This is a genomic window from Burkholderia semiarida, assembly GCF_029268935.1.
GTDB classification, from domain to species: domain Bacteria; phylum Pseudomonadota; class Gammaproteobacteria; order Burkholderiales; family Burkholderiaceae; genus Burkholderia; species Burkholderia semiarida.
Genome location: NZ_JAHLCL010000001.1, coordinates 134,006 through 155,721, shown reverse-complemented (window position 1 = coordinate 155,721; position 21,716 = coordinate 134,006). Strand labels below are relative to the sequence as shown.

The window sequence follows — 21,716 nt, the reverse complement described above, 5'->3', positions numbered from 1 at the left end:
GCATTCAAGCATGGCAAGCGCAGACAAAGAAACCTTACCCTCGACCCTCCATGCCCTCGGCGGCGTTGCACGCTCGCGCCGGACCCGGCGTATCGGCATCGGCGTGCTGATCTTCCTCGTTTTATTCGGATTACTCGGCTTCTTCGCGGCGCCGCCGCTGATCCGCCATGTCGCCGAACAGCAGTTGAGCAAGCAGCTCGACCGGCCGGCCACGATCCAGCGCATCGCACTGAACCCGTACACGCTGAACCTCGAAGCCGAAGGCATCCACCTCGGCGAGCGCGGCGGCCAGGGCGACTTCATCGACATCGGCAAGCTCGTCGTGAGGCCGTCGTGGTCGTCGCTGTTCCGCGGCGCGCCGATCGTCAACGAAATCCGGCTCGATTCGCCGCGCTTTCACGTCGTCCGCTACGACGCGCAGCGCTTCAACTTCACCGACCTGATCGAGAAGTTCTCGTCGCCGTCGCCGACGCCCGACAGCAAGCCGACGCAGTTCTCGGTGTCGAACATCCAGGTCAACGACGGCCGGATCGATTTCGACGATCGCCTGCTGAACGAAAAGCACGTCGTCGACCACTGGACGCTCGGCATTCCGTACATCGCGACGCTGGCCTCGAAGACGGACATCTTCGTCGAGCCGAAGCTGCGTGCGCGCTTCGACGGCAGCCCGATCTCGATCGACGGCAAGACCAAGCCGTTCGCGCAGTCGCGCGAATCGGAGATCGCGCTGAAGTTCGACCGGCTCGACGTGCCGAAGCTGATCTCGTACGTGCCGGCGAAGCTGCCGGTGGCCGTGACGAGCGGCCTGCTGAGCAGCAACCTCACGGTCAATTTCGTGATGAGCGGCGAGACGCCCGCGCTGCGCGTGTCGGGCACCGTCGACCTGAACGACGCGAAGGTGACCGACCGCGCGTCGGCGCCGCTGTTCGCCGCGCGCGGCGTGCACGTCGCGGCGGCCGGCCTCGAGCCGCTGCGCAACGCGATGCACTTCGACGAGATCCGGCTCGACCAGCCGGTGGTCGACCTGTCGCGCGACAAGCAGGGCGTGCTGAACGTCGAGAAGCTCGTCGTGCAGCCGGCCGCCGCGCCGAAGGCCGAAACCGGCAAGCCGGCCGCGTCGGCCGCCGCCGTTTCCGGTGCGTCCGGTGCGTCCGGTGCCACCGTCGCCGCCGCCAGCGGCGCGAAGGCCGAAGGCGGCGCCGCCGCGAAGGCAGCGCCGCCGCTCGACCTGACGATTCGCCATGTCGCGATCGACGGCGGCACGATCAACGTCGACGACCGCGTGCCGGCGACGCCGACCGCGATCTCGCTGACGAAGCTCGCCGCGACGCTCGACGGCTTCTCGCTGCAGGGCAAGACGCCCGCGAAATACACGCTGTCGACGTCGCTGTCGCGCGGCGGCGACGTGAAGGTCGAAGGCGCGTTCAACCTCGCGGCGAAGCAGGCCGACACGAAGCTGGCGGTGGCCGCGCTCGCGCTGCCCGCGCTGCAGCCGTACCTTGGCGAGGCGACGCGCGCGCGCGTGCTCGACGGCACGCTCGGCGCGACCGTCAACGCGAAGACCGACTGGGGCAAGACGCCGCTCGCCGCGGAAGTCGCCGACAGCACGGTCAGCCTGAAATCGTTGAAGATCGCCACGCCGGACAACAAGGCGCCGGCCATCGTCCTGCCCGACGCAACCGCGAAGATCGCGAAGGTCGACGTCGCCGCGCGCACCGCGGAGATCGCCAGCGTCGACGCGAGCGGGCTCGCGCTCGACGTGAAGCGCCTGAAGGACGGCAAGATCGACCTCGCGGCGCTGGCCGAACCCGCGCAGGCGGCGGTGCCGCCGCGCACGGTCGCGCGCAAGGCGCAGGCCGCCGCGCCGTCGTGGCACTACCGGATCGATGCGCTGAACGTGAAGGACGCTGCGGCGAACTTCACCGACCTGTCGACGCCGCGCCCGGTGAAGCTCGCGATCAAGCCGCTCGACCTGTCGGTGCAGAAGATCAGCGACGACCTGACGAAGCCGTTGCCCGTGCAGCTGAAGGCGACGCTGAACCGCAAGGGCTCGCTGAACGTGTCGGGCGACGTGACCGCGCAGCCGTTGAAGCTCGGCCTGAAGATCAACGGCAACCGCCTCGACGCGGCCGCGTTCGAGCCGTACTTCGGCAGCGCGCTGAACGCGACGATCGCCAGCGCGCTGCTCAACGCGCAGGGCAACCTGACGTTCGCGCAGGTGAAGGACACGCCGCGCGCGACCTATCGCGGCGACGTCGCGCTGGTCGACGTGCGGATGCTCGACAAGGCGACTTCCGACCCGTTCGCCGGCTGGCGCTCGCTCGCGCTGTCGAACCTGAAGGCGAACTACGACGAGAAGGGCACCGACGTCGACGCCGCGCGCGTGACGTTCTCGAACTTCTACGGCCGCGTGCTGCTCGACGCGCAGGGCCGGCTGAACCTGAAGGACGTGGTCGCGAAGGAAACGGGCCCCGCGCAGTCGCTCACGCGCGACGCGAGCAAGGGCGAGCCGGTGCCGCTGTCGCCGGGCGTGACGCCGCCGGCCGCCGCGCAGGCCGCATCGGCCGCGGCCGCGCAGCAGGCGTCCGTGCCGGCCGCCGCGTCGGCGACGGTGGTCGTGAAGGCCGCGCCGCAGCCGCGGAACCCGGTGCGGATGCACTTCGGCGAACTGGTGCTGCAGAACGGCCGCGTCACGTATACGGACAACTTCATCAAGCCGAACTACACGGCGAACCTCGTCGCGATCAAGGGCACGGTCGGCGCGTTCGGCACGGATTCGACGACGTCCGCGCCGGTCGACGTCGCCGCGAACCTCGCGGGCAACGGGCCGATCACGATCAAGGGCTCGGTGAACCCGCTGATCGAGAAGCCGGCGCTCGACCTCACGGCAACCGCGCACGACATCGAGCTGACCAACCTGACGCCGTATTCGGCGAAGTACGCGGGCTATCCGATCACGAAGGGCAAGCTCAACGTCGATCTGCACTACCAGCTCGCGAACGATCAGCTGTCGGCGAACAACCACATCTTCATCGACCAGTTGACGTTCGGCGACCACATCGAGAACGACACGGCGACGAAGCTGCCGGTGAAGCTCGCGATCTCGCTCTTGAAGAACACGCGCGGCCAGATCGACGTGAACCTGCCGGTGTCGGGTTCGCTGTCGAATCCGGAATTCAGCGTCGGCGGGCTGATCTGGCGCGCGGTGCTGAACCTGATCGCGAAGGCCGTCACGTCGCCGTTCACGCTGCTCGCGAATGCGTTCGGCGGGGGCGGCGGCGAGGATCTCGGCTACGTCGAGTTCGCGCCGGGTTCGTATGTGCTGACCGACGCGCAGGAGAAGAAGCTCGACACGGTCGTGAAGATGCTGACCGAGAAGCCGTCGATCCGCCTCGACCTGATCGGCCGCGTCGATCCGGCGCAGGACACCCCGGGGCTGCGCGACGCGTACGTCGAGCGGCTGGTGCGTCAGCAGAAGCTGAAGGACGTGATCGGCCAGGGCGAAAGCATCGACCCGATGTCGGTGAAGGTCGACAAGGCCGAATACTCGAAATACCTGACGCGCGCGTACAAGGCCGCCGACTTCAAGAAGCCGCGCAACCTCGTCGGCCTGCAGAAGACGCTGCCCGATGCGGACATGAAGCAGGCGCTCGCCGATCACGCGCCCGCCGACGACAACGCGCTGCGTGCGCTCGCGCAGCAGCGCGCGCAGGCCGTGCGCCAGTATCTCGACGGCAAGATCGATTCGAGCCGCATGTTCGTCGTCGCGCCGAAGCTCGACGCGAAGGGCATCTCGGACAAGGGCGCGACGACCCGCGTCGACTTCGGGCTGCAGTAAGCGTTATCGCCAACCGTCATCCGCCGCCGCGCCCGCACCCGTCGGGCGCGGCGGCTTTTTTCAGCGGCTGGCGATCGCCGGTTCGCGCTTGTCCAGCTCCTTCCTCGCGGCCAGCGGCAGACGTGCGTCGTCCCACTGCGTCAGCCATTCGACTTCCTTCGCGGTGAACACCTGTCCGTAGTTGCGCAGCGCGTACTGCAGCGCGTCGACGACGTGATGGCGAATGATTTCGGGGGTACGTGCATCGTCCAGCACGAACCGGAGGGCTTCCAGGGTCGACATACTCGTGCTCCGGGTCAGGGAAAACCCTTTATTACACGCCAATAGTCGCGGGCCAAGCCGAAAAAAAATCCGTCCGCGCGGGGCCGGCGCACGCGAGGGCCGTGGATTGCGACGCCTTCATGGGCGGCGACGGGCATCGCGCTCGTCGCGGTGTCGCGCGTGTCGCGCAGGGGCTGGCCGGTTCGGCGTGGGCGAGGGCATCGGCCCGGCGCTTCGCCCGGCGCGCGTCGTGCCCGGGCTTGAAACGGGGCGCGCAACCGGCCATATTGGCCGGGTATCACCCGTTCAACGACGTACCGAGAGGATCGTTCATGCGCCTTCTGCTTGCCCTGCTGCTCCCGTGGTTCCAGTTCTTCACGATCGGTCGCCCGATCGCGGGGATCATCTGTCTCATCCTTCAAATCACGATCATCGGCTGGCTGCCGGCCGCGATCTGGTCCGTGTATGCGCTGAGCCAGTACAAGACCGATCGCAAGATCGAGGCGGCGTTGCGCGGGCGGGGGTAGGGCGCAAGCGACAGCGCAATATTTTCCGCTGACAAGCATGCCGATACCGGGCATTTCGGCAGATATCTACATAATTTGCGGGCCAAGTTAGGCGCGATTTGTATAGATTTCTGCTGAAATGGACAAACGCTATAACGCGATGTCGCTCCCCGAACAGCTTGCGCTGCCGCGCCAGGCAATCGAGGACGTTCTCGCGCATCCCGAGTGGTCGTTGCGCGAATCGGTGCGCCATCTGAAGAAGACGATGCGGCTGACGAGCGCCGAGATGGCGAAGCTCGCAGGCGTGTCGACCAAGACGATTCAGGATATCGAACAGGGCCGCAGTGACGGGACGGTACAGACGATGAATCGCATCTTCGGCATGCTGGGGCTCAAACTGGGTGTGGTGCGGCAGAGCCCGTAGCCGGGCAGCACATGTCGGCCGGAGGTTCCTCGATATTGCGGCGCTGGCTGCATGCGGCTGAAGCGGCATGCCGTCGACGACAAAACGGCCGCCCGGTCCATCGTTCGACCGGGCGGCCGCTCCGGCCTACTTCACCGCAAACAGCGTCAGGTTCATGAAGATCTTGAACGCATAGCCGAGCGTGACGGCGCCGATCACGCCGCCCGCCCACAGAACGACGAACCACATCCAGCCGCGCATCCGCGGCCGTGGCGCCTCGGGCGGGCGATCGGCGGAATCAGTGGTGGTAGTAATGCTGGTCTTCATGGCGCACCTTGCCTCGGAATACCCAGTAACCCATCGTCGTGTAGGCGATGATGATCGGGAGGATAACCGCTGCGCCGACCAGCGTGAAGGTCTGGCTCGAACGCGGCGCCGCCGCTTCCCAGATCGTCATCGTCTGCGGAATCGCGTACGGGAATAGCGTGACGAGCAGGCCGACGTAGCCGAGCAGCACCAGCGCCAGCGCGAGCAGGAACGGCGTCATGTCGTGCCGGCCGCGCACCGCGCGGCGCATCCACACCGCGCACGCGGCCACCAGGAACGGCACCGGCAGCAGACGCCAGAACAGCCCCGAATCGAACCAGCGCTGCGCGATGGCCGGGTCCTGCAGCGGCGTCCACAGGCTGACGACCGCGATGAAGCCGAGCAGCACGACGGTCAGCGGCCACACGACGCGATGCAGGCGGCGCTGCAGGTCGCCTTCGGTCTTCGCGACGAGCCAGCAGCAGCCGAGCAGCGCGTACGTGACGATCAGGCCGAGGCCCGTCAGCAGGCTGAACGGCGTGAGCCAGTCGAACGCGCCGCCGGCGTACACGCCGTCCTTCACGTCGATGCCCTGCAGGAACGCGCCGAGCGCGATGCCCTGAAACAGCGTCGCGCCGGCCGAGCCGCCGATGAACGCGAGATCCCACAGCTGCTTCGTGCGTCGCGCCTTCGCGCGGATCTCGAACGACACGCCGCGGAAGATCAGGCACACCAGCATGAAGATCAGCGGCAGATACAGCGCCGACAGCACCGTCGAATAGACGATCGGAAACACCGCGAACAGCCCGGCGCCGCCGAGCACGAGCCACGTCTCGTTGCCGTCCCACACAGGGGCGACGGTGTTCATCATCAGGTCGCGTTCCTTCTCGTCCGGGAAGAACGGGAAGACGATGCCGATGCCGAGGTCGAAGCCGTCGAGCACGACGTACATGAAGAGCCCCAATGCGATGATCGCGGCCCAGATTACGGTGACGTCCATAGGTTTTCTCGTATGCGAATGGGATGGGCTCAGACGGTCTCGATCAGCTCGTCGACGGCCGACATCGGGCGGCGCGCGGTGTGATCGGGGCGCGTATCGGGCAGATCGTGTTTCGCGTCGTGCTTGACGTCGGGCAGCGCCGGGCCGGCCTTCATCAGCTTCAGCATGTAGTACACGCCGGTGCCGAACACGAGGAAGTACACGATCACGAACGTCATCATCGACAGGCTCACCTGCTGCACCGACAGCGGCGACACGGCCTGCGCGGTGCGCATCACGCCATACACGACCCACGGCTGGCGGCCGGCTTCGGTCGTCACCCAGCCCGCGAGCAGCGACACGAACCCGGTCGGGCCCATCACGAGCGCGAAGCGCTGGAACCACTTCGATTCATACAGGCGGCCGCGGCGGCGCAGCAGCCACGCGAGCGCGGCGAGGCCGATCATCGCGAAGCCGAGGCCGACCATGATCCGGAAGCTCCAGAACACGACCGTCGAATTCGGGCGGTCTTGCGGCGGGAAATCCTTCAGCCCGCGGATCTCGCCGTCCCAGCTGTGCGTGAGGATCAGGCTGCCCAGGTGCGGCACCTTCACCGCGTAGCGGGTCGTTTCGGCCTTCATGTCCGGAATGCCGAACAGGTTGAGCGCGGTGCCGCCCTTTTCGGTTTCCCACAGCCCCTCGATCGCGGCGATCTTCGCGGGCTGATGCTTCAGCGTGTTGATGCCGTGCTGGTCGCCGATCACGGCCTGCAGCGGCGCGAGCACCAGCAGCAGCCACAGCGCCATCGAGAACATCTTCTTCACGCCCTTGTCGCGGCGGCCCTTCAGCAGGTGCCACGCGCCCGTCGCTGCCACCACCAGCGCGGCGACGATGAACGCGGCGATCGCCATGTGGAACAGGCGGTACGGGAACGACGGGTTGAAGATGATCGCGAACCAGTCGGTCGGCACGACGCGGCCGTCGACGATCTCGAAGCCCTGCGGCGTCTGCATCCAGCTGTTCGACGCGAGGATCCAGAACGTCGAAATCAGCGTGCCGATCGCGACCATCAGCGTCGCGCCGAAGTGCGCGCGCGGGCTCACGCGGTTCCAGCCGAACAGCATGATGCCGAGGAAGCCGGCCTCGAGGAAGAACGCGGTCATGACCTCGTACATCAGCAGCGGACCGGTGACGGCGCCGGCGAAGCTCGAGAAGCCCGACCAGTTGGTGCCGAACTGATAGCTCATCACGACGCCGGACACGACGCCCATCCCGAACGCGACCGCGAAGATCTTCGACCAGAACAGGCAGAGGGTTTTGTAGTACTGCTTGCCGGTCTTGAGCCAGCGGTATTCGAGCACGGCGATGAAGCTGGCGAGGCCGATGCTCAGTGCCGGGAAGACGATGTGAAAGGAGACGGTGAACGCGAATTGCAGGCGGGCCAGATCGAGGGCCGAAAGTGCGGTGTCCATACCAGTTGACCGAGGCTTGACGATACCCGCCGGCGGGTGCCGACGGACCCCGGCGGACTGGCGTCGGGGTTGGCTGGAGTATGGGCCGCGATGTTGCACCGCGAAATGCGCCAACTCGTCGCAGATGTCCAGCCCATCGCGCCCGGTTTCGCGGTAAATCTTTGATTCGTATCAAGAAGGCCGTTCGCCGCGCGTGCGGCCGCGGCGTGGCGGTCTGACGCACGTGCGTCAATATGGCGCGTCGCGTCATCGGAACGACGTCGCGCGTCCGGAATCGGCGCGCGCGGCGGCGGCCGGCAGGCGCCGCGCGAATTGCGTACACTCTCAGCTTCGTTTCGGCAGGGCCGGGCGCATCGGTTCCGGCTCGCGTTTACCCAGGGCACAGTGATGATCGATTTACGCAGCGATACCGTGACACGTCCGAGCCAGGCGATGCTGGCCGCAATGACCGCCGCCGAAACTGGCGACGACGTCTGGGGCGACGACCCGACCGTCCTGCGTCTGCAGGCGGTGACGGCCGAGCGGGCCGGCAAGGAAGCCGGCCTGTTCTTCCCGAGCGGCACGCAGAGCAACCTGGCCGCGCTGATGTCGCATTGCGAGCGCGGCGACGAGTACATCGTCGGCCAGCTCGCGCACACCTACAAGTACGAAGGCGGCGGCGCGGCCGTGCTCGGGAGCATCCAGCCGCAACCGATCGAGAACGCGCCGGACGGCACGCTGCCGCTCGCGAAGATCGCCGCGGCGATCAAGCCGCTCGACAATCACTTTGCCCGCACGCGCCTGCTCGCGCTCGAAAACACGATCGGCGGCCAGGTGTTGCCGGAAGGTTATGTGCAGGAAGCCGTCGCGTTCGCGCGCGGCCGCGGCTTGTCGACGCACCTCGACGGCGCGCGCGTGTGCAACGCGGCCGTCGCGTCGGGGCGCCCGATCGCCGAGCTGTGCGCGCCGTTCGACACCGTGTCGATCTGCTTCTCGAAAGGGCTCGGTGCGCCGGTCGGCTCGGTGCTGGTCGGCAGCCGTGCGCTGATCGAGCGCGCTCAGCGCTGGCGCAAGGTGCTGGGCGGCGGGATGCGGCAGTCGGGCATTCTCGCGGCGGCGTGCCTGTATGCGCTCGATCACAACGTCGAGCGGCTCGCGGACGATCATGCGAATGCCGCGCATCTCGCGGCCGGCCTCGCGCGCATCGATTCGGTGAAGGTGCTGTCGCATGCGACGAACATGGTGTTCGCGCAATTCCCCGAAGCCGATTGCGCGCCGCTCGAGGCGTGGCTCAAGGAACGCGGCATCCTCACGCAGATGCTGTATGCGTCCCGCTTCGTCACGCACTGCGACGTGTCGCGCGCGGACATCGACACGTTCATCGACGCGGTCGGCGCGTATTTCGCGCAGCGTCGCGCGTGAAGCGGAATGCGCCGGCCGGCGACGGGCCGGCGCGACGTGGCATGACGCAAAACCCCGAGGGACGACGCGGCATGTAGGCGGTCGATCGTTACCGCGCGGGCGGATTACGCTTGCGACGGCGTGTCGACGGGCGGCGTGCCGTCGTGGAACAGCGATTTCAGTTGCGTGCGCAGTTCGGCGCTGTCGGTGTGCTGGTGTACCGAGACCGCATGTTGCACGGCGGCCTCGAGCAGTTCGTTGTCGGAGTCGGCCGAAATGGCGACCGAGCAATGCATCGCGCTGGGAAACTCGCGGCAATCGATATAGCGGCGGGACATGATGTTCTCCTCACACGAAAGGGAACGGCCGGACCTGGATGATCGGCCGCGCGGCGCGTTCGCGAGGCCGATGGAAAAAGTATAGGCGGCGCGGCCGACTTTTCTCGCCGCAGTGCGCACCGCGCCGGCCGTGTCGATCGCCCGCGCGCCGGCCGGCGCGTCACGGCAACGGCGCGAGCAGCCGGCGCGCCGCTTCGACCACCCGCGCGGACAGCGACGCCATCGTCGGCGACTGCACGGTCCACGCGTGCCAGTACAGCGTGACGTCGGTCGGATGCGTGGGCGCGAGATCGACGAGCCCTTGCGCATCGAGCGGCGCGGTGCCGATCAGTGGCTCCGGCACCATCGCGTAGCCGAGCCCGTGCCGTACCGCCGCGAAGTGCGAATGGGTGCCCGGCACGTAGTGGCATGGATACGCGCCTTCGGGCAACCCGAACTTTTCCTTCAGAAACGACGATTGCAGCGTGTCGCGCCGCGAATACGCGACGACGGGCGCGTGGCGCGCACTCGTGCGGTTCAGCCCGCGTGGAAACCAGCGCACCGCGAACGCGGCGGCTGCGAGCAGCCGGTAGCGCATCGTGCCGAGCGGCGTCGCGAGGCAGCCGCGCATCGGCTTCGGCTCGGTTGTCACGCAGCCGACCGCCATCCCGCTTTCGAGCAGCGCGAACGTGTGGTCCTGGTCCTCGACGATCAGTTCGAACAGGATCCGCTCGCCCGCGAGTACCGACGTCAGCGCGGGCAGGAACCACGTGCCGAGGCTGTCGGCGTTCAGCGCGATCGTCACGGAGATCGGCGATTCGCGCTCGGCCGCGAGCGTGCTCTGGAGGTCGGCCTGCAGCAGCGCGACGCGGCGCAGATGCTGCAGCACGCGCTGCCCGGCCACTGTCGGGCGGCACGGCCGCGTGCGCAGCACGAGCGGCGTGCCGAGGCTCGCTTCCAGCGCGCGGACCCGCTGCGTGACGGCGGACGCCGTCACGTGCAGGCGCACGGCCGCCTGCTCGAAGCTGCCGGTGTCGGCGACGGCCAGCAGCGCGGCGGCCTGCTTCGGATCGATCGTCATCGACATGTCGGGAGCAATTCCTGTGATCGGGGACGAGAACAGGCCGTAGTGTAAGGCAGCGTGCGTTGCCGTCCCGGCGCGGCACGTCGTTCGGCGGTGCGCGATTCGTCGTCGGAATCGGTTGCCGCGCATGGGGCGCGGCGGCGCGGGCATTTTGATCTACGCTGTATGAATGTGCGCGATGCCGCTCGCGCGGCGGCGATGTCGTCGTGCCGGCGCAGGCCCCTGACGACGCCATGCAGTGTGCCGATCCGACTACACCTCACTGAAGAACACGCGACGGAGCAATAAAGCAATGATCTTCCGGCAACTTTTCGACCCGCAGTCGTCGACGTACACGTATCTGCTCGCCGACGGCGCATCGCGCGAAGCGCTGCTGATCGATCCCGTGTTCGAGCAGGTGCGCCGCGACGCGGCGCTGCTCGACGAACTCGGGCTGCGGCTCGTCGCGACCGTCGACACGCACGTGCACGCCGATCACGTGACGGGCGCGTGGCTGCTGAAGCAGCACACGGGCAGCGCGATCGCGATCTCGGCGGCGAGCGGCGCGCAAGGCGCCGACCGCTACCTGAACGACGGCGACCGTTGCGCGTTCGGCGCGCGCTACCTGACCGTGCGCGCGACGCCCGGCCACACGAACGGCTGCATCAGCCTCGTGCTCGACGACGAATCGATGGCGTTCACCGGCGATTGCCTGCTGATCCGCGGCACCGGCCGCACCGACTTCCAGCAGGGCGACCCGCGCGCGCTGTATCGCGCGGTGCACGGCCGGCTCTTCACGCTGCCGGCCGCGTGCCTGCTGTATCCGGCGCACGACTATCGCGGGCTCACGGTGACGAGCGTCGGCGAGGAGCGGCGCTTCAACCCGCGCCTCGGCGGCGATCTCAGCGAAGACGATTTCGCCGGCTACATGCGCAATCTCGGGCTCGCGCATCCGCGCCAGATCGACGTCGCGGTGCCGGCGAACCTGCGGTGCGGCGTGGCCGCGAACGCGCCCGATGCGCAGGCCGCCCCCGGCTGGGCGCCGCTCGTCTATACGTTCGCCGGCTTCTGGGAAATCGATCCGCAATGGCTCGAGGATCATCTGCCGGCCGTGCAGGTCGTCGACGTGCGCGAGCCGGACGAATTCACGGGCCCGCTCGGTCATCTGCCCGGCGCGACGCCGATTCCGCTCGGCGAACTGGCCGCGCGCGCCGGCGAAATCGCGCGGGACCGGCCGGTCGTGACCGTGTGCCGGGCCGGCGGGCGCTCCGCGCAGGCGACGGTGATCCTGAAGCAGGCCGGCTTCGATGCGGTCGCGAATCTCGGTGGCGGGATGCTGCGCTGGCGCGCCGAAGGGCGCGTCGTGATGGACGGCCGGTCGTAGCGGCCGAGGCCGGCTCCCTCGAAAAAAAATCCGGACCGGTGTCGAAACGGCCCGGCGCCGTTCGTCGTCCAGGTATCCGATCATGTGGCGCCGCCTGACGCGGCGCCGAAACCCTGAGAGACCCGCGATGATGCCGACGCTTTACGCCCATCCCTTTTCGTCCTACTGCCAGAAGGTGCTGACCGCGCTGTACGAGAACGGCACGCCGTTCGACTATCGCGTGCTTGCGCACGACGATCCGAAGCCGATGCAGGAACTGGCCGCGCTGTGGCCGCTGAAGCGCTTCCCGGTGCTCGTCGACGCGGGCCGCACGGTGATCGAGGCGTCGATCATCATCGAGTATCTCGGCCTGGCCCATCCGGGCCCCGTGCGCCTGCTGCCCGACGATCCGCGCGCCGCGCTCGAGGTGCGGACGATGGACCGCTTCTTCGACAACTACGTGGCGACGCCGCAGCAGAAGGTCGTGTTCGACGCGCTGCGGCCGGAAGCCGAGCGCGATGCGCGCGGGGTGGCCGACGCGCGCGCGATGCTCGATACGTCGTACGCGTGGCTCGACAAGACGATGGCCGATCGCGAATGGGCGGCCGGCGATCGTTTCAGCCTCGCCGATTGCGGCGCGGCGCCGTTCCTGTTCTACGCGGACTGGACGCACCGGATCGATCCGGCGTTCGCGAACGTGATCGCGTACCGCAAGCGCCTGCTCGCGCGGCCTTCGTTTGCGCGCGCGGTCGACGAGGCGCGGCCGTACCGTTCGTTCTTTCCGCTCGGCGCACCCGATCGCGACTGACGGGCGCGGCCGTCGCACGGCGTGCCGCCGCCGAGCATGGCCGGCAGCGCGCGCCGGGGCGACGGAACGACAGCAGCAGCGGCAGCATCGCGCGGGTGCCCGTTACATCGTGTGCGTGGCCGACTGCGCGAGCGTCAGCAGTTCGTCGAACTGCGTGATCAACTCGAAGCACAGCAGGAACGCGAGCGTATAGGCCGGCGCGGGGAAGCGCCGGATCATCTCCAGCACCTGCGGCGCGAAGCGCGAGCGGATCGCGTCGCGCGTCAGCAGCCACGCGATCGCGATGCCGATCGCGGCGCCCGCGATCAGGTCGGTCGGGTAGTGAAAGCCGAGATACGCGCGCGGCAGGCAGATGAATACGACCGAATACAGCAGTGCGACGACGCCGACGCGGCGCGCGATGATGAAGATGCCGGTCGCGATCGCCATCCACAGCATCGCGTGATCGCTCGGAAACGAACTCCATGTCTGCAGGGTCGCCGCGCGCAGTCCGGCCGACGGGAAGTGCAGGTGCAGGTCCGGGTTGTAGATCGGCCGCACGCGGAACGGCAGCACCTGCGCGAGCACGCGGCCGACGGCGAGCGCGACGAGCCCGCTCGCGACGGTGGCGACGACCAGTTCGCGTTGCCGTTCGCGATGCGGGCCGGGCTGGAACCACAGCCAGCACAGCACGGGAACGAGCACGAAGCCCTTGAACGTGTAGAGGCCCGCGATCACGCGGATCGCGTGATTCATCAACGGGCCGAACGTCACGTGGGTGAGGAAGATCTGGATCGTGGTGTCGAAATCGTTCATGTCCTGTGCGACCCGGGCGGACGCGCCGCGCATGACGGGCGGCCGGCTGGATCGAAAAGCGCGCTCGCACCGAGCGCAACGGGGGGCAAGTATGTCACCCGTTATTTCGAAGAAAATGCGAAAAAATACCGGGATTCCCCTGATAAACCGGGGCTGTGTGGTGGGGCCGGATGGGCGAGCGCCGTGTGGTGCGGTAGGTCGAATCGTCCGACGTTTGCGGGCGGCCATGCACGCGCGCCGGAAAAATATTTTGTTGAACTGGACAATTCGGCAGGACGGTGCGGACCTTGCGCCGAATGAGTGATTGCCGTGCCGGAGTGGCGTAAATCTGCCGGGCGGCGCAGCGTCATGCGTGTGCCGATCAAAAAATTAAAAAGCGGGCAAGCCTCATCGGCCTGCCCGCCGGCGTGACGCGATGCGCGGCTTCAGTTGCGCCACACCCGCACGGCGAGCGCGGCCAGCGACGTCACGACGGCCAGCGCGGTCACCGCATTCCAGCCCAGTTGCGCGAGCAACGAACTGCCGATTGCCGCGCCCGCCGCCATCCCGATGAACATGCCGACGAACAGCACCGCGTTGAGACGGCTGCGCGACGCGGGATCGATCCGGTAGACGATCGATTGGTGCGCGATCAGCGTGGCCTGCACGCCGAGATCGAAGCCGATCGTCGCGAGCGCGAGCAGCACGAGCTGCGCATGCGGCGACATCAGCGGCGCGGCGGCCATCGACGCGAACGACACCGTCGCGATGCCGATGCCGATACGCGTGACGCGCTCGGGGCCGTGATGGTCGGCCAGACGTCCGGCGATCGGCGCGGCCAGCGCGCCGGCGGCGCCCGCGAGGCCGAATGCGCCGGCTGCCGCGCTGCCGAGATGGAACGGCGCGCCGTGCAGCATCACCGCGAGCGTCGACCAGAATGCGCTGAACCCGACGGCCAGCAGCCCCTGGGCGAGCGCGGCGCGGCGCAGTGCCGAATGCTCGCGCCACAGCGCGCCGAGCGAGCCGATCAGCGCACGGTACGGCAGCCGCGTGGTCGGCTCGAAGCGCGGCAACCCGCGTGCGGCCACCGCGCCGATCACGGCGACGCTGGCGGCCGCGAGCGCGAACATCGCGCGCCAGCCGGCCGTCTCGGCGATGAATCCGGCCACGACGCGCGACAGCAGGATGCCGAGCAGCAACCCCGTCATCACGGTGCCGACGATGCGGCCGCGATGCGTGTCGTGAGCGAGCGTCGCGGCGGCCGGCACGACGTCCTGCGCCATCGTCGCGGCGAGGCCGATCGCGAAGCTCGCCGCGAGCAGCAGGCCGAGCGACGGCGCGACGGCGGCCAGCAGCAGCGCGACGACCAGCGCGGCGGCCTTGGTCACGATCACGCGGCGCCGGTCGAAGCGGTCGCCGAGCGGCGCGAGCAGCAGGATGCCGAGCGCATAGCCGAGCTGCGTGAGCGTCGGCACGAAGCCGATCGCCCGCGCCGACGCGCCGAGATCGGGCGCGAGCGCGCCGAGCATCGGCTGCGCGTAGTAGAGCGGGGCGACGCCGAGGCCGGCGGCGGCCGCGAGCAGCAGCACGAGCCGGCGATCGGGCATCGAATGGGCAGCCGGGCGGGCCGGGGCATGCGCCACGCGGGGCGCGGCGTCGAGACTGGTCGGGGTGGACATCGCGTGCATCCTCGGTTGAAGAAAGGGTTGGACGCGAGTGTGGCGGTACTCGGCGGACGACGGTAGTGCCGCCTTGCGCACATTTGTTATACGCTCCACGAATGACCGAAAAATCTCCTCCCTCTCGCGCTGCTGGCGGATCTCCGCGCGTTCAGACGGTGCCGGTGAACGGTGCGGGCTATCGCTTCGAGCTGATGGAAACCTTCGTGCGCATAGTCGAGGCCGGCAGCCTGTCGGCGGCCGCCGTGCAGCTGCATACCACGCAGCCGACGATCAGCCGCCGGCTGCAGGCGCTGGAAAGTTCGCTCGGCATGCGGCTGCTGCAACGCACGACCCATACGATGCGGCTGACCGTCGACGGCGAGCGGTGCTTCAAGCAGGCGAAGGAGCTGCTGGCGAGCTGGGCGGCGTTCGAGGCCGATTTGCGCGGCGCGCAGGAGGAGCCGGACGGGCTGCTGCGCGTCGCGGTGCCGCACGCGTTCGGGCAGCAACGTTTCGTTGCGCCGCTCGCGCAGTTCCTGCGCGACTATCCGCGCGTGTCGGTCGAGTGGCTGCTGCAGGACGAGGTGCGCGATTTCGTCGGCAGCGGCATCGATTGCGCGATCTAGGTCGGCGAGCCCACCGATCCCGGCGTGGTCGCGATCCGGCTGACGAAGGTGCCGCGTTTCGTGGTCGCCGCGCCGTCCATACTGAACGGCGCCGACGTGCCGGCCGATCCGGACGCGCTCGCCGCGCTGCCATGGCTCGCGTTGCGCACGTACTACCGCAACGAGCTCGCGCTGACGCATGCGGCCACCGGCGACACGCGGCGCATCGCGATCCGCCCGCGCATCACGACCGCGAACCTGTATGCGCTGCGCAGCGCGGCGCTGCTGGGCGTCGGCGCGTGCGTCGGATCATCGTGGATGCTCGCCGACGATCTCGCGCGCGGCGATCTCGTGCACCTCGCCCCCGAATGGGAGGCCGCGTCGCTGCCCGTCTACCTGACTTATCCGCATGCGCAGTTCTATCCGTCGCGGCTCGTGCGGTTCGCCGCGATGATGCGCGAGGCCGTGCCGGCGCTCGTCGAAGGGCGCGACGGCTGAAGCAACGCGGCCCGGGTGGCGGTACGCCGTCAGCCCCGCCGGATCCCTTCGGGCAGCGCGCTGATGCGGCGCACTTCAGGCGAATCGAGCCACGCGCGCGACGTCGCGCAGTCGACGAACATGTCGGTCGCGTCCTCGCCCCAGAACAGGTCGCCGTCGAGCACGAAGGTCGGCACGCCGAACACGCCGTCGGCGATCGCGCGATCCGTGTTCACGCGCAACGCGTCCTTGACCGGCTGGGCTTCGACGGCCGTCACGCCTTCCGGGAAGCCGACGGCTTCGCACAGCGCGGCGAAACCTGCCGGCGTCGACACGTCCTCGCCGTCGCGCCAGATATGCCGGAAGATCCGCTGGATCGCGTCGCGTGAGCCGCCCATCGCGATCGCGAGGCGCAGCGGCTTGATCGGATTGAACGGGTGCGCGGGCGGCATCCGGAACGCAATGCCGAGCTTGTCCGCGCGGTATTGCGCATGCCGATAGGTGAACACGCGTTTGGCCGCGATCTCCGCCGGCGCTTTCTGGCCCCAGTGCGTGAGCAGCGCACCGAGCACGATCGGCCGCGGCTCGAACGCGGCGGCGGGCGGCAACCGGTCGAACTGTTCCTGTTGCAGGTAGGCGAACGGCGAAACGAAATCGAAATACCAGCTGGCGGTGCGCGGGGCGTTCATCGCGGGAGTCTCCTCGGGCGGATCCGGTTGTCGGCTGCAGGGCAGTGTCGCACGCGGCGGCGTTTTGCGCCGCAGCACCGCCTTTCGTCACCGGAATGAACGACCGCTAAGCGGCTTCCACCAGCGCCGCGAGCTTCGCCAGCGCCATCTGCCAGCCGGTCTCGTTGTCGGCGGCCGGCACGCCGGGCGGTATGCCGTCGTGCACGGCGTCCACGCGCGTGCCGCCCGCTTCGTCGGACAGCGTGATCGTGATCGTCATCGCGCCGCGCAGCATCGGGTCGTCGGTTTCGAATACGTCGATCTCGACGATCTGCTGGTCGGGCACCAGCGTGACGAAGCGGCCGTGATAGGTGTCGGTGCGCGCGGTGGTCTTGCCGGTGCCGGCCGACGGCGCGTCGTAGCTCAGCGACACCCGCAGCGCGCCGCCTTCCCGTGTGTCGTACGCGTGCACGCGGCACGTCATGCCGTCGGGCACCTTCCATTGCTCGACCGCGTGCGGGTCGAGCAGCGCGCGATAGACGCGCCCGCGCGGCGCGTTCAGGTGCCGGCTGACCCGGGTCGAATGCGTGTGCGTGTGCAACATGTCGCCTCCCGCGAAGCGTGCGAGACGGTGCACGCCGGCGCCCGGCGTGTCGTCATGCTTCCTTCAGGAATCCTAGGCGCGGGCGTGGCGGCATGCAATGACCGCACGCGAAGCGGCGTTCAGCGCAGCGTGGCGGCAAAGGCGTCGAGCTGCGTGATGCAGGTGTTCCAGCCCTCGAAAAAGCCGAGCGCTTCGTGGCGCTCGCGCGTCGCGGCGTCGGGGTGCATCACGCGCGCCTCGTAGCGGCTGCCCGCGTCGTCGTCGGCCATCGTGACGATCGCCGTGAAGCCGAGCCACGGCGTCTGCGGCCGCCAGCCGCCCGCGAGCATCGACGTGAACGCGATACGCGATTCCGGCACGATGTCGAGGAAGCAGCCGGGGTTGTCGCTCGTGCCGCCATCGGGGCCGCGCATGAACGTATGGAAGGCGCCGCCCGGCCGCAGGTCGAACGCGCGTACCTCGGTGGTCCATGGTTTCGGGCACCACCATTCCTTCAGCAGTGCCGGGTCGGTCCATGCGCGCCACAGCGCGTGGCGCGGCGCGCGCAACGTGCGCGTGATGACGAGATCATTGGCTTCAGCGGGTTCGACGTGGCTGGCTGACATCTTGCTCCTCCTGGTGACGGCGTTCGACGAATTCGACGAGACGATCGGATCGCGCTTCCCACTGCGCGCGCTGCGCGGCGAGCCATGCCTCGGCCTCGGTCAGCCGGCTGCCGACCAGCGCGCAGGTGCGCGAACGGCCGGTTTTCCGGGTCGCCACGAGGCCGCTGCGCTCGAGCACGGCGAGGTGCTTCATGAACGACGGCAGCGCCATGTCGAATGGCGCGGCCAACGCGGAGACGGTCCGCTCGCCCTGGCCGAGCGCGCCGACGATCGCGCAGCGCGTCGGATCGGCAAGGGCATGGAACACGTCGCTGATGCCGGGTTGAAAGTTATCCATTTGGCTAAGTGTAGGCGATGTGGCCATCGGTGCAACGACAATTTTCGTCGCGTACGATGATGGGGCGGTAACGCGCGCCGGTCGGGCGCCGCGTTGCCGGACGCCTGCCGTCGTCGCGCGTGCCGCGACGCCCGGCCCGCGTTCGTTCCGATTGGGGCCCATGCCGAACCCGCGCGTGCGGCCCACCTGACTACCGGAGAGGGCATGACCGAACCCGTTACCGTTCGCCGCGTCGGCGCAAGCGAAGCGATGGCCTGTGTCGATGCGCTGGCCGACGTGCTGATCGATTGCGTCGAAGGCGGCGCGTCCGTCAGCTTCATGTTGCCGATCGAGCGGGCGACCGCCGTCGCGTTCTGGACGCGTGTGGCCGAGGGCGTCGCGAGCGACGAGCGCATCCTGCTCGTCGCCGAGGATGCGTCCGGCCGGATCGTCGGCACGGTGCAGATCGTGATCGCGCAGCCCGAGAACCAGCCGCATCGCGCGGACATCGCGAAGATGCTCGTGTCGCGGCATGCGCGCCGGCAGGGCGTCGCCGCACGACTGATGGCGGCGGCCGACGCGGCCGCGCGCGACGCCGGCAAGACCGTGCTCGTGCTCGACACGGTGATGGGAGGCGACGCCGAGCGGCTGTACGAGCGGGCCGGCTGGCAGCGCGTCGGCGTCGTGCCGAACTATGCGTTGATGCCCGACGGCGCGCCGTGCGCGACGACGTATTTCCACAAGCAGCTCGCGTAACGGCCATCGTCATGCATCCGGCCGCGCCGGCGCCGTTGTTCGCCATGCGTGCGGCCGGTGTCGTTGCGCCGATCGCGCCCGCGTGGCTCGCTGCCGGGTGGCGCCGCCGCACGCTGGTGCCGTGGCGGAGCCGGTGTCGTCGATGCGGGCGCGCGTCGCGTGACGGGTGTGGCCTGTGAGAAAAGCGTCACCGCGCGCGGCCCCCGGTCCGATATAGTCGCGTGCACGCAGCAAGACGCCCACCACACGTCACGAAACCGCCGCCTCGATGAAACGCTCCCACGCCGCTTTCGCCCTCACGGGCCTGCTCGTCGCGCTGCCGATCGCCGCGTATGCGCTCGTCAAGCCGCTGCGCGTCGTCGCGCCCGCGCTGATCCCCGGCGTGTCGTGCCCGAGCACCGACATCTGCACGGACGATGTCGCGAGGCTCGGCGAGGCGCGGCAGCTCTATCACGACGGCTACGCGCGCGCGGCGGCGACCGTCGGCGCGTTCCGCGCCGCACCGCGCGTCGTGTTCTGCGCGACCCGCACGTGCGCCGATGCGTTCGGCCTCGGCACACGCGCGGCGCTGACGCTCGGCGATTTCGGCGTGGTGATCGCGCCGCGCGGCTGGCAGACGTACTTTCTCGCGCACGAGCTGATCCACCACCGGCAGGCCGAAGTACTCGGCAACCTGGCCGTCCTGACCAAACCGCGCTGGCTGATCGAAGGGATGGCGTATTCGCTCAGCGACGATCCGCGCCATCCGCTGGCCGAGCCGTTCGAATCGTGGCGCACGCGGTTCGCCGCGTGGAATGCGGCGCGCGGCACGCAGCCGCTGTGGGACGCCGCGCGGGCGATCGAATAGCGCGACAAGAACGCGGACGCCGCGCCGCGGCGCGCACGGCCAACGCTCAACTCGACGTGGCCGATTCGCCGCGTCGGCCGGCCAGCGTGTCCCGTCCCGCGTCGAGAATCTCGTCGGCCAGCGCCGGATCGGTGCCGGCGATCGCGCGCGACAGCACGAGCGCGCCGACCATCTGGCTGAAGACCGCGAGCGCGTCGCGACGCGTCTGCGCGGGCGTCGCGCCTTCGGCCGCCACCATCCGTTCCAGCCGATCGAGATACGCTGCGAGGCCGTGCGCATAGCACGCGCGCGCCGCATCGGTCAGCCGCGGCGCATCGCCCGCGAAGCCAGACAGCGGGCAACCGGCCTCGACGTTGTCGCGATGCGCGGGCGACAGATACGCGGCCACCTGCGCGTCGAGACTGCCGGCATTCGGTGAATCCGCGCGGTCGTGCATCGCCTTTTCCATCACTTCGGCGACCAGCGCGTCCTTCGACTTGAAGTGGTTGTAGAAGCCGCCCTGCGTGAAGCCGGCTTCCTTCATCAGTTCCGTCAGCCCCACGGCGTCGACGCCGCGCACGCGGAACAGCCGCTCGGCGGCCGCGACGATCGCGCTTCGGTTCTCGGCAGCCTGTTGTCTGGACACGCCCATCGATCTCTCCCTGATTTCCTGTTCGATCGCGTCGATTGAAAAACACAATGGTGATCGCCATTGACACGACCATGCGGCGAGAACACAATGCACCGCAAAGACAATGGTGATCAACATTGACATTGAGTGTAGCCGACTGGGCGGATCGTGGCAAAGCCACGGCGGGTACACCGGATGGCAACGGGTCAGCGTCTTTGGCGCCGTGGGGTGTGGGTCGCGGGCGGCTTGCCGTCGGCGGCAGGCCGCGGCGCCACGGTTCGCCAGGCAACGACAGTCTCGTTTTTACCCGGATCTCACGCGCGGCGAGCCGGCGCGCGGGCGATTCATCACGCGAAAGGACGCATCATGAAAATCGAAGGTGCAGTGGTGTTCATCACGGGCGCGAACCGCGGGCTGGGGCTCGAGTTCGCGAAGCAGGCGCTCGAACGGGGCGCGCGGAAGGTCTATGCGGGCGCGCGCGATCCGGCCAGCGTGACGCTGCCGGGCGTCGTGCCCGTGAAGCTCGACGTGACCGACCCCGCGGCGGTCGCGGCAGCGGCCGAGGCGGCGCGCGACGTCACGCTGCTGATCAACAACGCCGGCATCGCGCGGCTCGGCAGCCTGACCGACGAGGGCGCGCCCGACGCATTGCGCGCTCACCTGGAGACCAACGTGTTCGGGATGCTGGCGATGTCGCGCGCATTCGCGGGCACCCTGGCGGCCCACGGCGGCGGCGCGATCCTGAACATCCTGTCGGTCGCGAGCTGGGTGAACCGGCCGATCCTGTCGAGCTACGGCGTGTCGAAATCGGCCGCATGGGCGTTGACCAACGGGCTGCGCCATTCGCTGCGCGAGCAGCGCACGCAGGTCGTCGGGCTGCATGCCGGCTTCATCGATACCGACCTGACGGCCGGCCTCGACGTGCCGAAAGCCACGCCGGCCGACGTCGTGCGGCAGGCGTACGACGCCATCGAGGCAGGGGCGGAGGAAGTGTCGACCGACGAGTTCACGCGGCAGGTGAAGGCCACGCTGTCGTCGGGCGTCTATCTGGAAGAACCGGCGCCGCGTTGACGCCGCCGGTCGTGCGAACCCGCCGC

Annotated in this window: 22 protein-coding genes and 1 pseudogene; 10 read left to right on the top strand and 13 right to left on the bottom strand. The window is 68.7% G+C overall.

Going from position 1 to position 21,716, the window contains the following annotated elements:
• Positions 1-10: 10 nt before the first annotated feature.
• Positions 11-3,838 (top strand): DUF748 domain-containing protein, encoded by a 3,828-nt coding sequence (locus KPB06_RS00745; protein ID WP_104013317.1) that lies wholly within the window; start codon positions 11-13, stop codon positions 3,836-3,838.
• Positions 3,839-3,898: 60 nt separating this feature from the next.
• On the opposite strand, the gene KPB06_RS00740 is transcribed toward KPB06_RS00745, so the two are convergent.
• The gene (locus tag KPB06_RS00740) at positions 3,899-4,120 is read right to left on the bottom strand and encodes a hypothetical protein (protein WP_059641394.1); all 222 of its coding nucleotides are present in this window, start codon (positions 4,118-4,120) and stop codon (positions 3,899-3,901) included.
• Positions 4,121-4,431: 311 nt separating this feature from the next.
• Between KPB06_RS00740 and KPB06_RS00735 the strand changes: the two genes are divergently transcribed.
• A complete protein-coding gene (locus tag KPB06_RS00735) occupies positions 4,432-4,626 on the top strand; it encodes a YqaE/Pmp3 family membrane protein (RefSeq protein ID WP_059582194.1) in 195 nt (64 codons plus the stop codon).
• Positions 4,627-4,744: 118 nt separating this feature from the next.
• Entirely contained in the window at positions 4,745-5,029 is a 285-nt protein-coding gene (locus KPB06_RS00730; protein WP_059581841.1) for a helix-turn-helix domain-containing protein, read from the top strand.
• A 126-nt stretch (positions 5,030-5,155) separates the two neighbouring features.
• Here KPB06_RS00730 and KPB06_RS00725 read toward each other — a convergent pair whose 3' ends face one another.
• From KPB06_RS00725 to KPB06_RS00715, 3 genes are read right to left on the bottom strand one after another with little or no spacing between them, the layout of a single operon-like run.
• Entirely contained in the window at positions 5,156-5,335 is a 180-nt protein-coding gene (locus tag KPB06_RS00725) for a hypothetical protein (RefSeq protein ID WP_034187692.1), read from the bottom strand.
• Positions 5,307-6,314, bottom strand: coding sequence for a cytochrome d ubiquinol oxidase subunit II (cydB, locus tag KPB06_RS00720; protein WP_059581843.1), 1,008 nt, complete (start codon positions 6,312-6,314; stop codon positions 5,307-5,309). The genes KPB06_RS00725 and cydB overlap by 29 nt, the downstream gene beginning before the upstream one ends.
• A 29-nt stretch (positions 6,315-6,343) precedes the next feature.
• A complete protein-coding gene (locus KPB06_RS00715) occupies positions 6,344-7,765 on the bottom strand; it encodes a cytochrome ubiquinol oxidase subunit I (RefSeq protein WP_059581846.1) in 1,422 nt (473 codons plus the stop codon).
• 387 nt (positions 7,766-8,152) lie between these two features.
• Here KPB06_RS00715 and ltaE point away from each other — a divergent pair, with 387 nt between their 5' ends.
• A complete protein-coding gene (ltaE, locus tag KPB06_RS00710; protein WP_059581849.1) occupies positions 8,153-9,166 on the top strand; it encodes a low-specificity L-threonine aldolase in 1,014 nt (337 codons plus the stop codon).
• A 104-nt stretch (positions 9,167-9,270) separates the two neighbouring features.
• On the opposite strand, the gene KPB06_RS00705 is transcribed toward ltaE, so the two are convergent.
• Together KPB06_RS00705 and KPB06_RS00700 are read right to left on the bottom strand one after the other, a co-directional pair.
• Positions 9,271-9,483 carry a DUF1059 domain-containing protein gene (locus KPB06_RS00705; protein ID WP_059581851.1) on the bottom strand — a complete coding sequence of 71 codons (213 nt, stop codon included), beginning with the start codon at positions 9,481-9,483 and terminating at the stop codon, positions 9,271-9,273.
• Positions 9,484-9,643: 160 nt separating this feature from the next.
• Entirely contained in the window at positions 9,644-10,549 is a 906-nt protein-coding gene (locus KPB06_RS00700) for an HTH-type transcriptional regulator ArgP (protein WP_059581854.1), read from the bottom strand.
• A gap of 289 nt (positions 10,550-10,838) precedes the next feature.
• Between KPB06_RS00700 and KPB06_RS00695 the strand changes: the two genes are divergently transcribed.
• Positions 10,839-11,909 (top strand): rhodanese-like domain-containing protein, encoded by a 1,071-nt coding sequence (locus KPB06_RS00695; protein WP_060011231.1) that lies wholly within the window; start codon positions 10,839-10,841, stop codon positions 11,907-11,909.
• A gap of 127 nt (positions 11,910-12,036) precedes the next feature.
• Positions 12,037-12,696, top strand: a complete 660-nt coding sequence (locus KPB06_RS00690) for a glutathione S-transferase family protein (protein WP_059581859.1) — start codon at positions 12,037-12,039, stop codon at positions 12,694-12,696.
• A gap of 102 nt (positions 12,697-12,798) precedes the next feature.
• On the opposite strand, the gene KPB06_RS00685 is transcribed toward KPB06_RS00690, so the two are convergent.
• Together KPB06_RS00685 and KPB06_RS00680 are read right to left on the bottom strand one after the other, a co-directional pair.
• On the bottom strand, positions 12,799-13,491 hold the full coding sequence (locus KPB06_RS00685) for a phosphatase PAP2 family protein (RefSeq protein WP_059582197.1): 693 nt from the start codon (positions 13,489-13,491) through the stop codon (positions 12,799-12,801).
• A 425-nt stretch (positions 13,492-13,916) separates the two neighbouring features.
• Complete coding sequence (locus tag KPB06_RS00680) at positions 13,917-15,149, bottom strand: MFS transporter (RefSeq protein WP_060011301.1); 1,233 nt, start codon at positions 15,147-15,149, stop codon at positions 13,917-13,919.
• Positions 15,150-15,250: 101 nt separating this feature from the next.
• On the opposite strand from KPB06_RS00680, the pseudogene KPB06_RS00675 reads away from it, so the two are divergent.
• Positions 15,251-16,234: pseudogene (locus tag KPB06_RS00675) on the top strand (LysR family transcriptional regulator).
• A gap of 29 nt (positions 16,235-16,263) precedes the next feature.
• Here the strand turns inward: KPB06_RS00675 and KPB06_RS00670 are convergent.
• The 4 genes from KPB06_RS00670 to KPB06_RS00655 all read right to left on the bottom strand — a co-directional run bounded on the left by KPB06_RS00670 (position 16,264) and on the right by KPB06_RS00655 (position 18,427).
• Positions 16,264-16,902, bottom strand: coding sequence for a 2-hydroxychromene-2-carboxylate isomerase (locus tag KPB06_RS00670; RefSeq protein WP_059581864.1), 639 nt, complete (start codon positions 16,900-16,902; stop codon positions 16,264-16,266).
• A 106-nt stretch (positions 16,903-17,008) separates the two neighbouring features.
• Positions 17,009-17,485 carry an SRPBCC family protein gene (locus KPB06_RS00665; RefSeq protein WP_059581866.1) on the bottom strand — a complete coding sequence of 159 codons (477 nt, stop codon included), beginning with the start codon at positions 17,483-17,485 and terminating at the stop codon, positions 17,009-17,011.
• Between the two features lie 119 nt (positions 17,486-17,604).
• Entirely contained in the window at positions 17,605-18,090 is a 486-nt protein-coding gene (locus KPB06_RS00660; protein ID WP_059581869.1) for an SRPBCC family protein, read from the bottom strand.
• Positions 18,062-18,427 carry an ArsR/SmtB family transcription factor gene (locus tag KPB06_RS00655; protein WP_059581871.1) on the bottom strand — a complete coding sequence of 122 codons (366 nt, stop codon included), beginning with the start codon at positions 18,425-18,427 and terminating at the stop codon, positions 18,062-18,064. Before KPB06_RS00655 ends, KPB06_RS00660 begins: the two co-directional genes overlap by 29 nt.
• A gap of 204 nt (positions 18,428-18,631) precedes the next feature.
• On the opposite strand from KPB06_RS00655, the gene KPB06_RS00650 reads away from it, so the two are divergent.
• Complete coding sequence (locus tag KPB06_RS00650; protein ID WP_060011234.1) at positions 18,632-19,162, top strand: GNAT family N-acetyltransferase; 531 nt, start codon at positions 18,632-18,634, stop codon at positions 19,160-19,162.
• Positions 19,163-19,430: 268 nt separating this feature from the next.
• Complete coding sequence (locus KPB06_RS00645; protein ID WP_060011236.1) at positions 19,431-20,009, top strand: hypothetical protein; 579 nt, start codon at positions 19,431-19,433, stop codon at positions 20,007-20,009.
• Positions 20,010-20,055: 46 nt separating this feature from the next.
• On the opposite strand, the gene KPB06_RS00640 is transcribed toward KPB06_RS00645, so the two are convergent.
• On the bottom strand, positions 20,056-20,640 hold the full coding sequence (locus KPB06_RS00640; RefSeq protein ID WP_060011238.1) for a TetR/AcrR family transcriptional regulator: 585 nt from the start codon (positions 20,638-20,640) through the stop codon (positions 20,056-20,058).
• Positions 20,641-20,985: 345 nt separating this feature from the next.
• Between KPB06_RS00640 and KPB06_RS00635 the strand changes: the two genes are divergently transcribed.
• Positions 20,986-21,690, top strand: coding sequence for an SDR family oxidoreductase (locus KPB06_RS00635; protein ID WP_059641434.1), 705 nt, complete (start codon positions 20,986-20,988; stop codon positions 21,688-21,690).
• Positions 21,691-21,716 lie beyond the last annotated feature (26 nt).

Excerpts from the sequence above, each read along its gene's own strand:
- KPB06_RS00665 (WP_059581866.1), bottom strand. The coding sequence starts at position 17,485 with ATGTTGCACACGCACACGCATTCGACCCGGGTCAGCCGGCACCTGAAC.
- KPB06_RS00680 (WP_060011301.1), bottom strand. The coding sequence starts at position 15,149 with ATGTCCACCCCGACCAGTCTCGACGCCGCGCCCCGCGTGGCGCATGCC.
- KPB06_RS00690 (WP_059581859.1), top strand. The coding sequence starts at position 12,037 with ATGATGCCGACGCTTTACGCCCATCCCTTTTCGTCCTACTGCCAGAAG.
- ltaE (WP_059581849.1), top strand. The coding sequence starts at position 8,153 with ATGATCGATTTACGCAGCGATACCGTGACACGTCCGAGCCAGGCGATG.
- KPB06_RS00635 (WP_059641434.1), top strand. The coding sequence starts at position 20,986 with ATGAAAATCGAAGGTGCAGTGGTGTTCATCACGGGCGCGAACCGCGGG.
- KPB06_RS00640 (WP_060011238.1), bottom strand. The coding sequence starts at position 20,640 with ATGGGCGTGTCCAGACAACAGGCTGCCGAGAACCGAAGCGCGATCGTC.
- KPB06_RS00705 (WP_059581851.1), bottom strand. The coding sequence starts at position 9,483 with ATGTCCCGCCGCTATATCGATTGCCGCGAGTTTCCCAGCGCGATGCAT.
- KPB06_RS00700 (WP_059581854.1), bottom strand. The coding sequence starts at position 10,549 with ATGTCGATGACGATCGATCCGAAGCAGGCCGCCGCGCTGCTGGCCGTC.
- KPB06_RS00730 (WP_059581841.1), top strand. The coding sequence starts at position 4,745 with ATGGACAAACGCTATAACGCGATGTCGCTCCCCGAACAGCTTGCGCTG.
- KPB06_RS00715 (WP_059581846.1), bottom strand. The coding sequence starts at position 7,765 with ATGGACACCGCACTTTCGGCCCTCGATCTGGCCCGCCTGCAATTCGCG.
- KPB06_RS00655 (WP_059581871.1), bottom strand. The coding sequence starts at position 18,427 with ATGGATAACTTTCAACCCGGCATCAGCGACGTGTTCCATGCCCTTGCC.
- KPB06_RS00735 (WP_059582194.1), top strand. The coding sequence starts at position 4,432 with ATGCGCCTTCTGCTTGCCCTGCTGCTCCCGTGGTTCCAGTTCTTCACG.
- KPB06_RS00645 (WP_060011236.1), top strand. The coding sequence starts at position 19,431 with ATGAAACGCTCCCACGCCGCTTTCGCCCTCACGGGCCTGCTCGTCGCG.
- KPB06_RS00670 (WP_059581864.1), bottom strand. The coding sequence starts at position 16,902 with ATGAACGCCCCGCGCACCGCCAGCTGGTATTTCGATTTCGTTTCGCCG.
- KPB06_RS00660 (WP_059581869.1), bottom strand. The coding sequence starts at position 18,090 with ATGTCAGCCAGCCACGTCGAACCCGCTGAAGCCAATGATCTCGTCATC.
- KPB06_RS00745 (WP_104013317.1), top strand. The coding sequence starts at position 11 with ATGGCAAGCGCAGACAAAGAAACCTTACCCTCGACCCTCCATGCCCTC.
- KPB06_RS00725 (WP_034187692.1), bottom strand. The coding sequence starts at position 5,335 with ATGAAGACCAGCATTACTACCACCACTGATTCCGCCGATCGCCCGCCC.
- KPB06_RS00740 (WP_059641394.1), bottom strand. The coding sequence starts at position 4,120 with ATGTCGACCCTGGAAGCCCTCCGGTTCGTGCTGGACGATGCACGTACC.
- KPB06_RS00650 (WP_060011234.1), top strand. The coding sequence starts at position 18,632 with ATGACCGAACCCGTTACCGTTCGCCGCGTCGGCGCAAGCGAAGCGATG.
- KPB06_RS00685 (WP_059582197.1), bottom strand. The coding sequence starts at position 13,491 with ATGAACGATTTCGACACCACGATCCAGATCTTCCTCACCCACGTGACG.
- KPB06_RS00695 (WP_060011231.1), top strand. The coding sequence starts at position 10,839 with ATGATCTTCCGGCAACTTTTCGACCCGCAGTCGTCGACGTACACGTAT.
- cydB (WP_059581843.1), bottom strand. The coding sequence starts at position 6,314 with ATGGACGTCACCGTAATCTGGGCCGCGATCATCGCATTGGGGCTCTTC.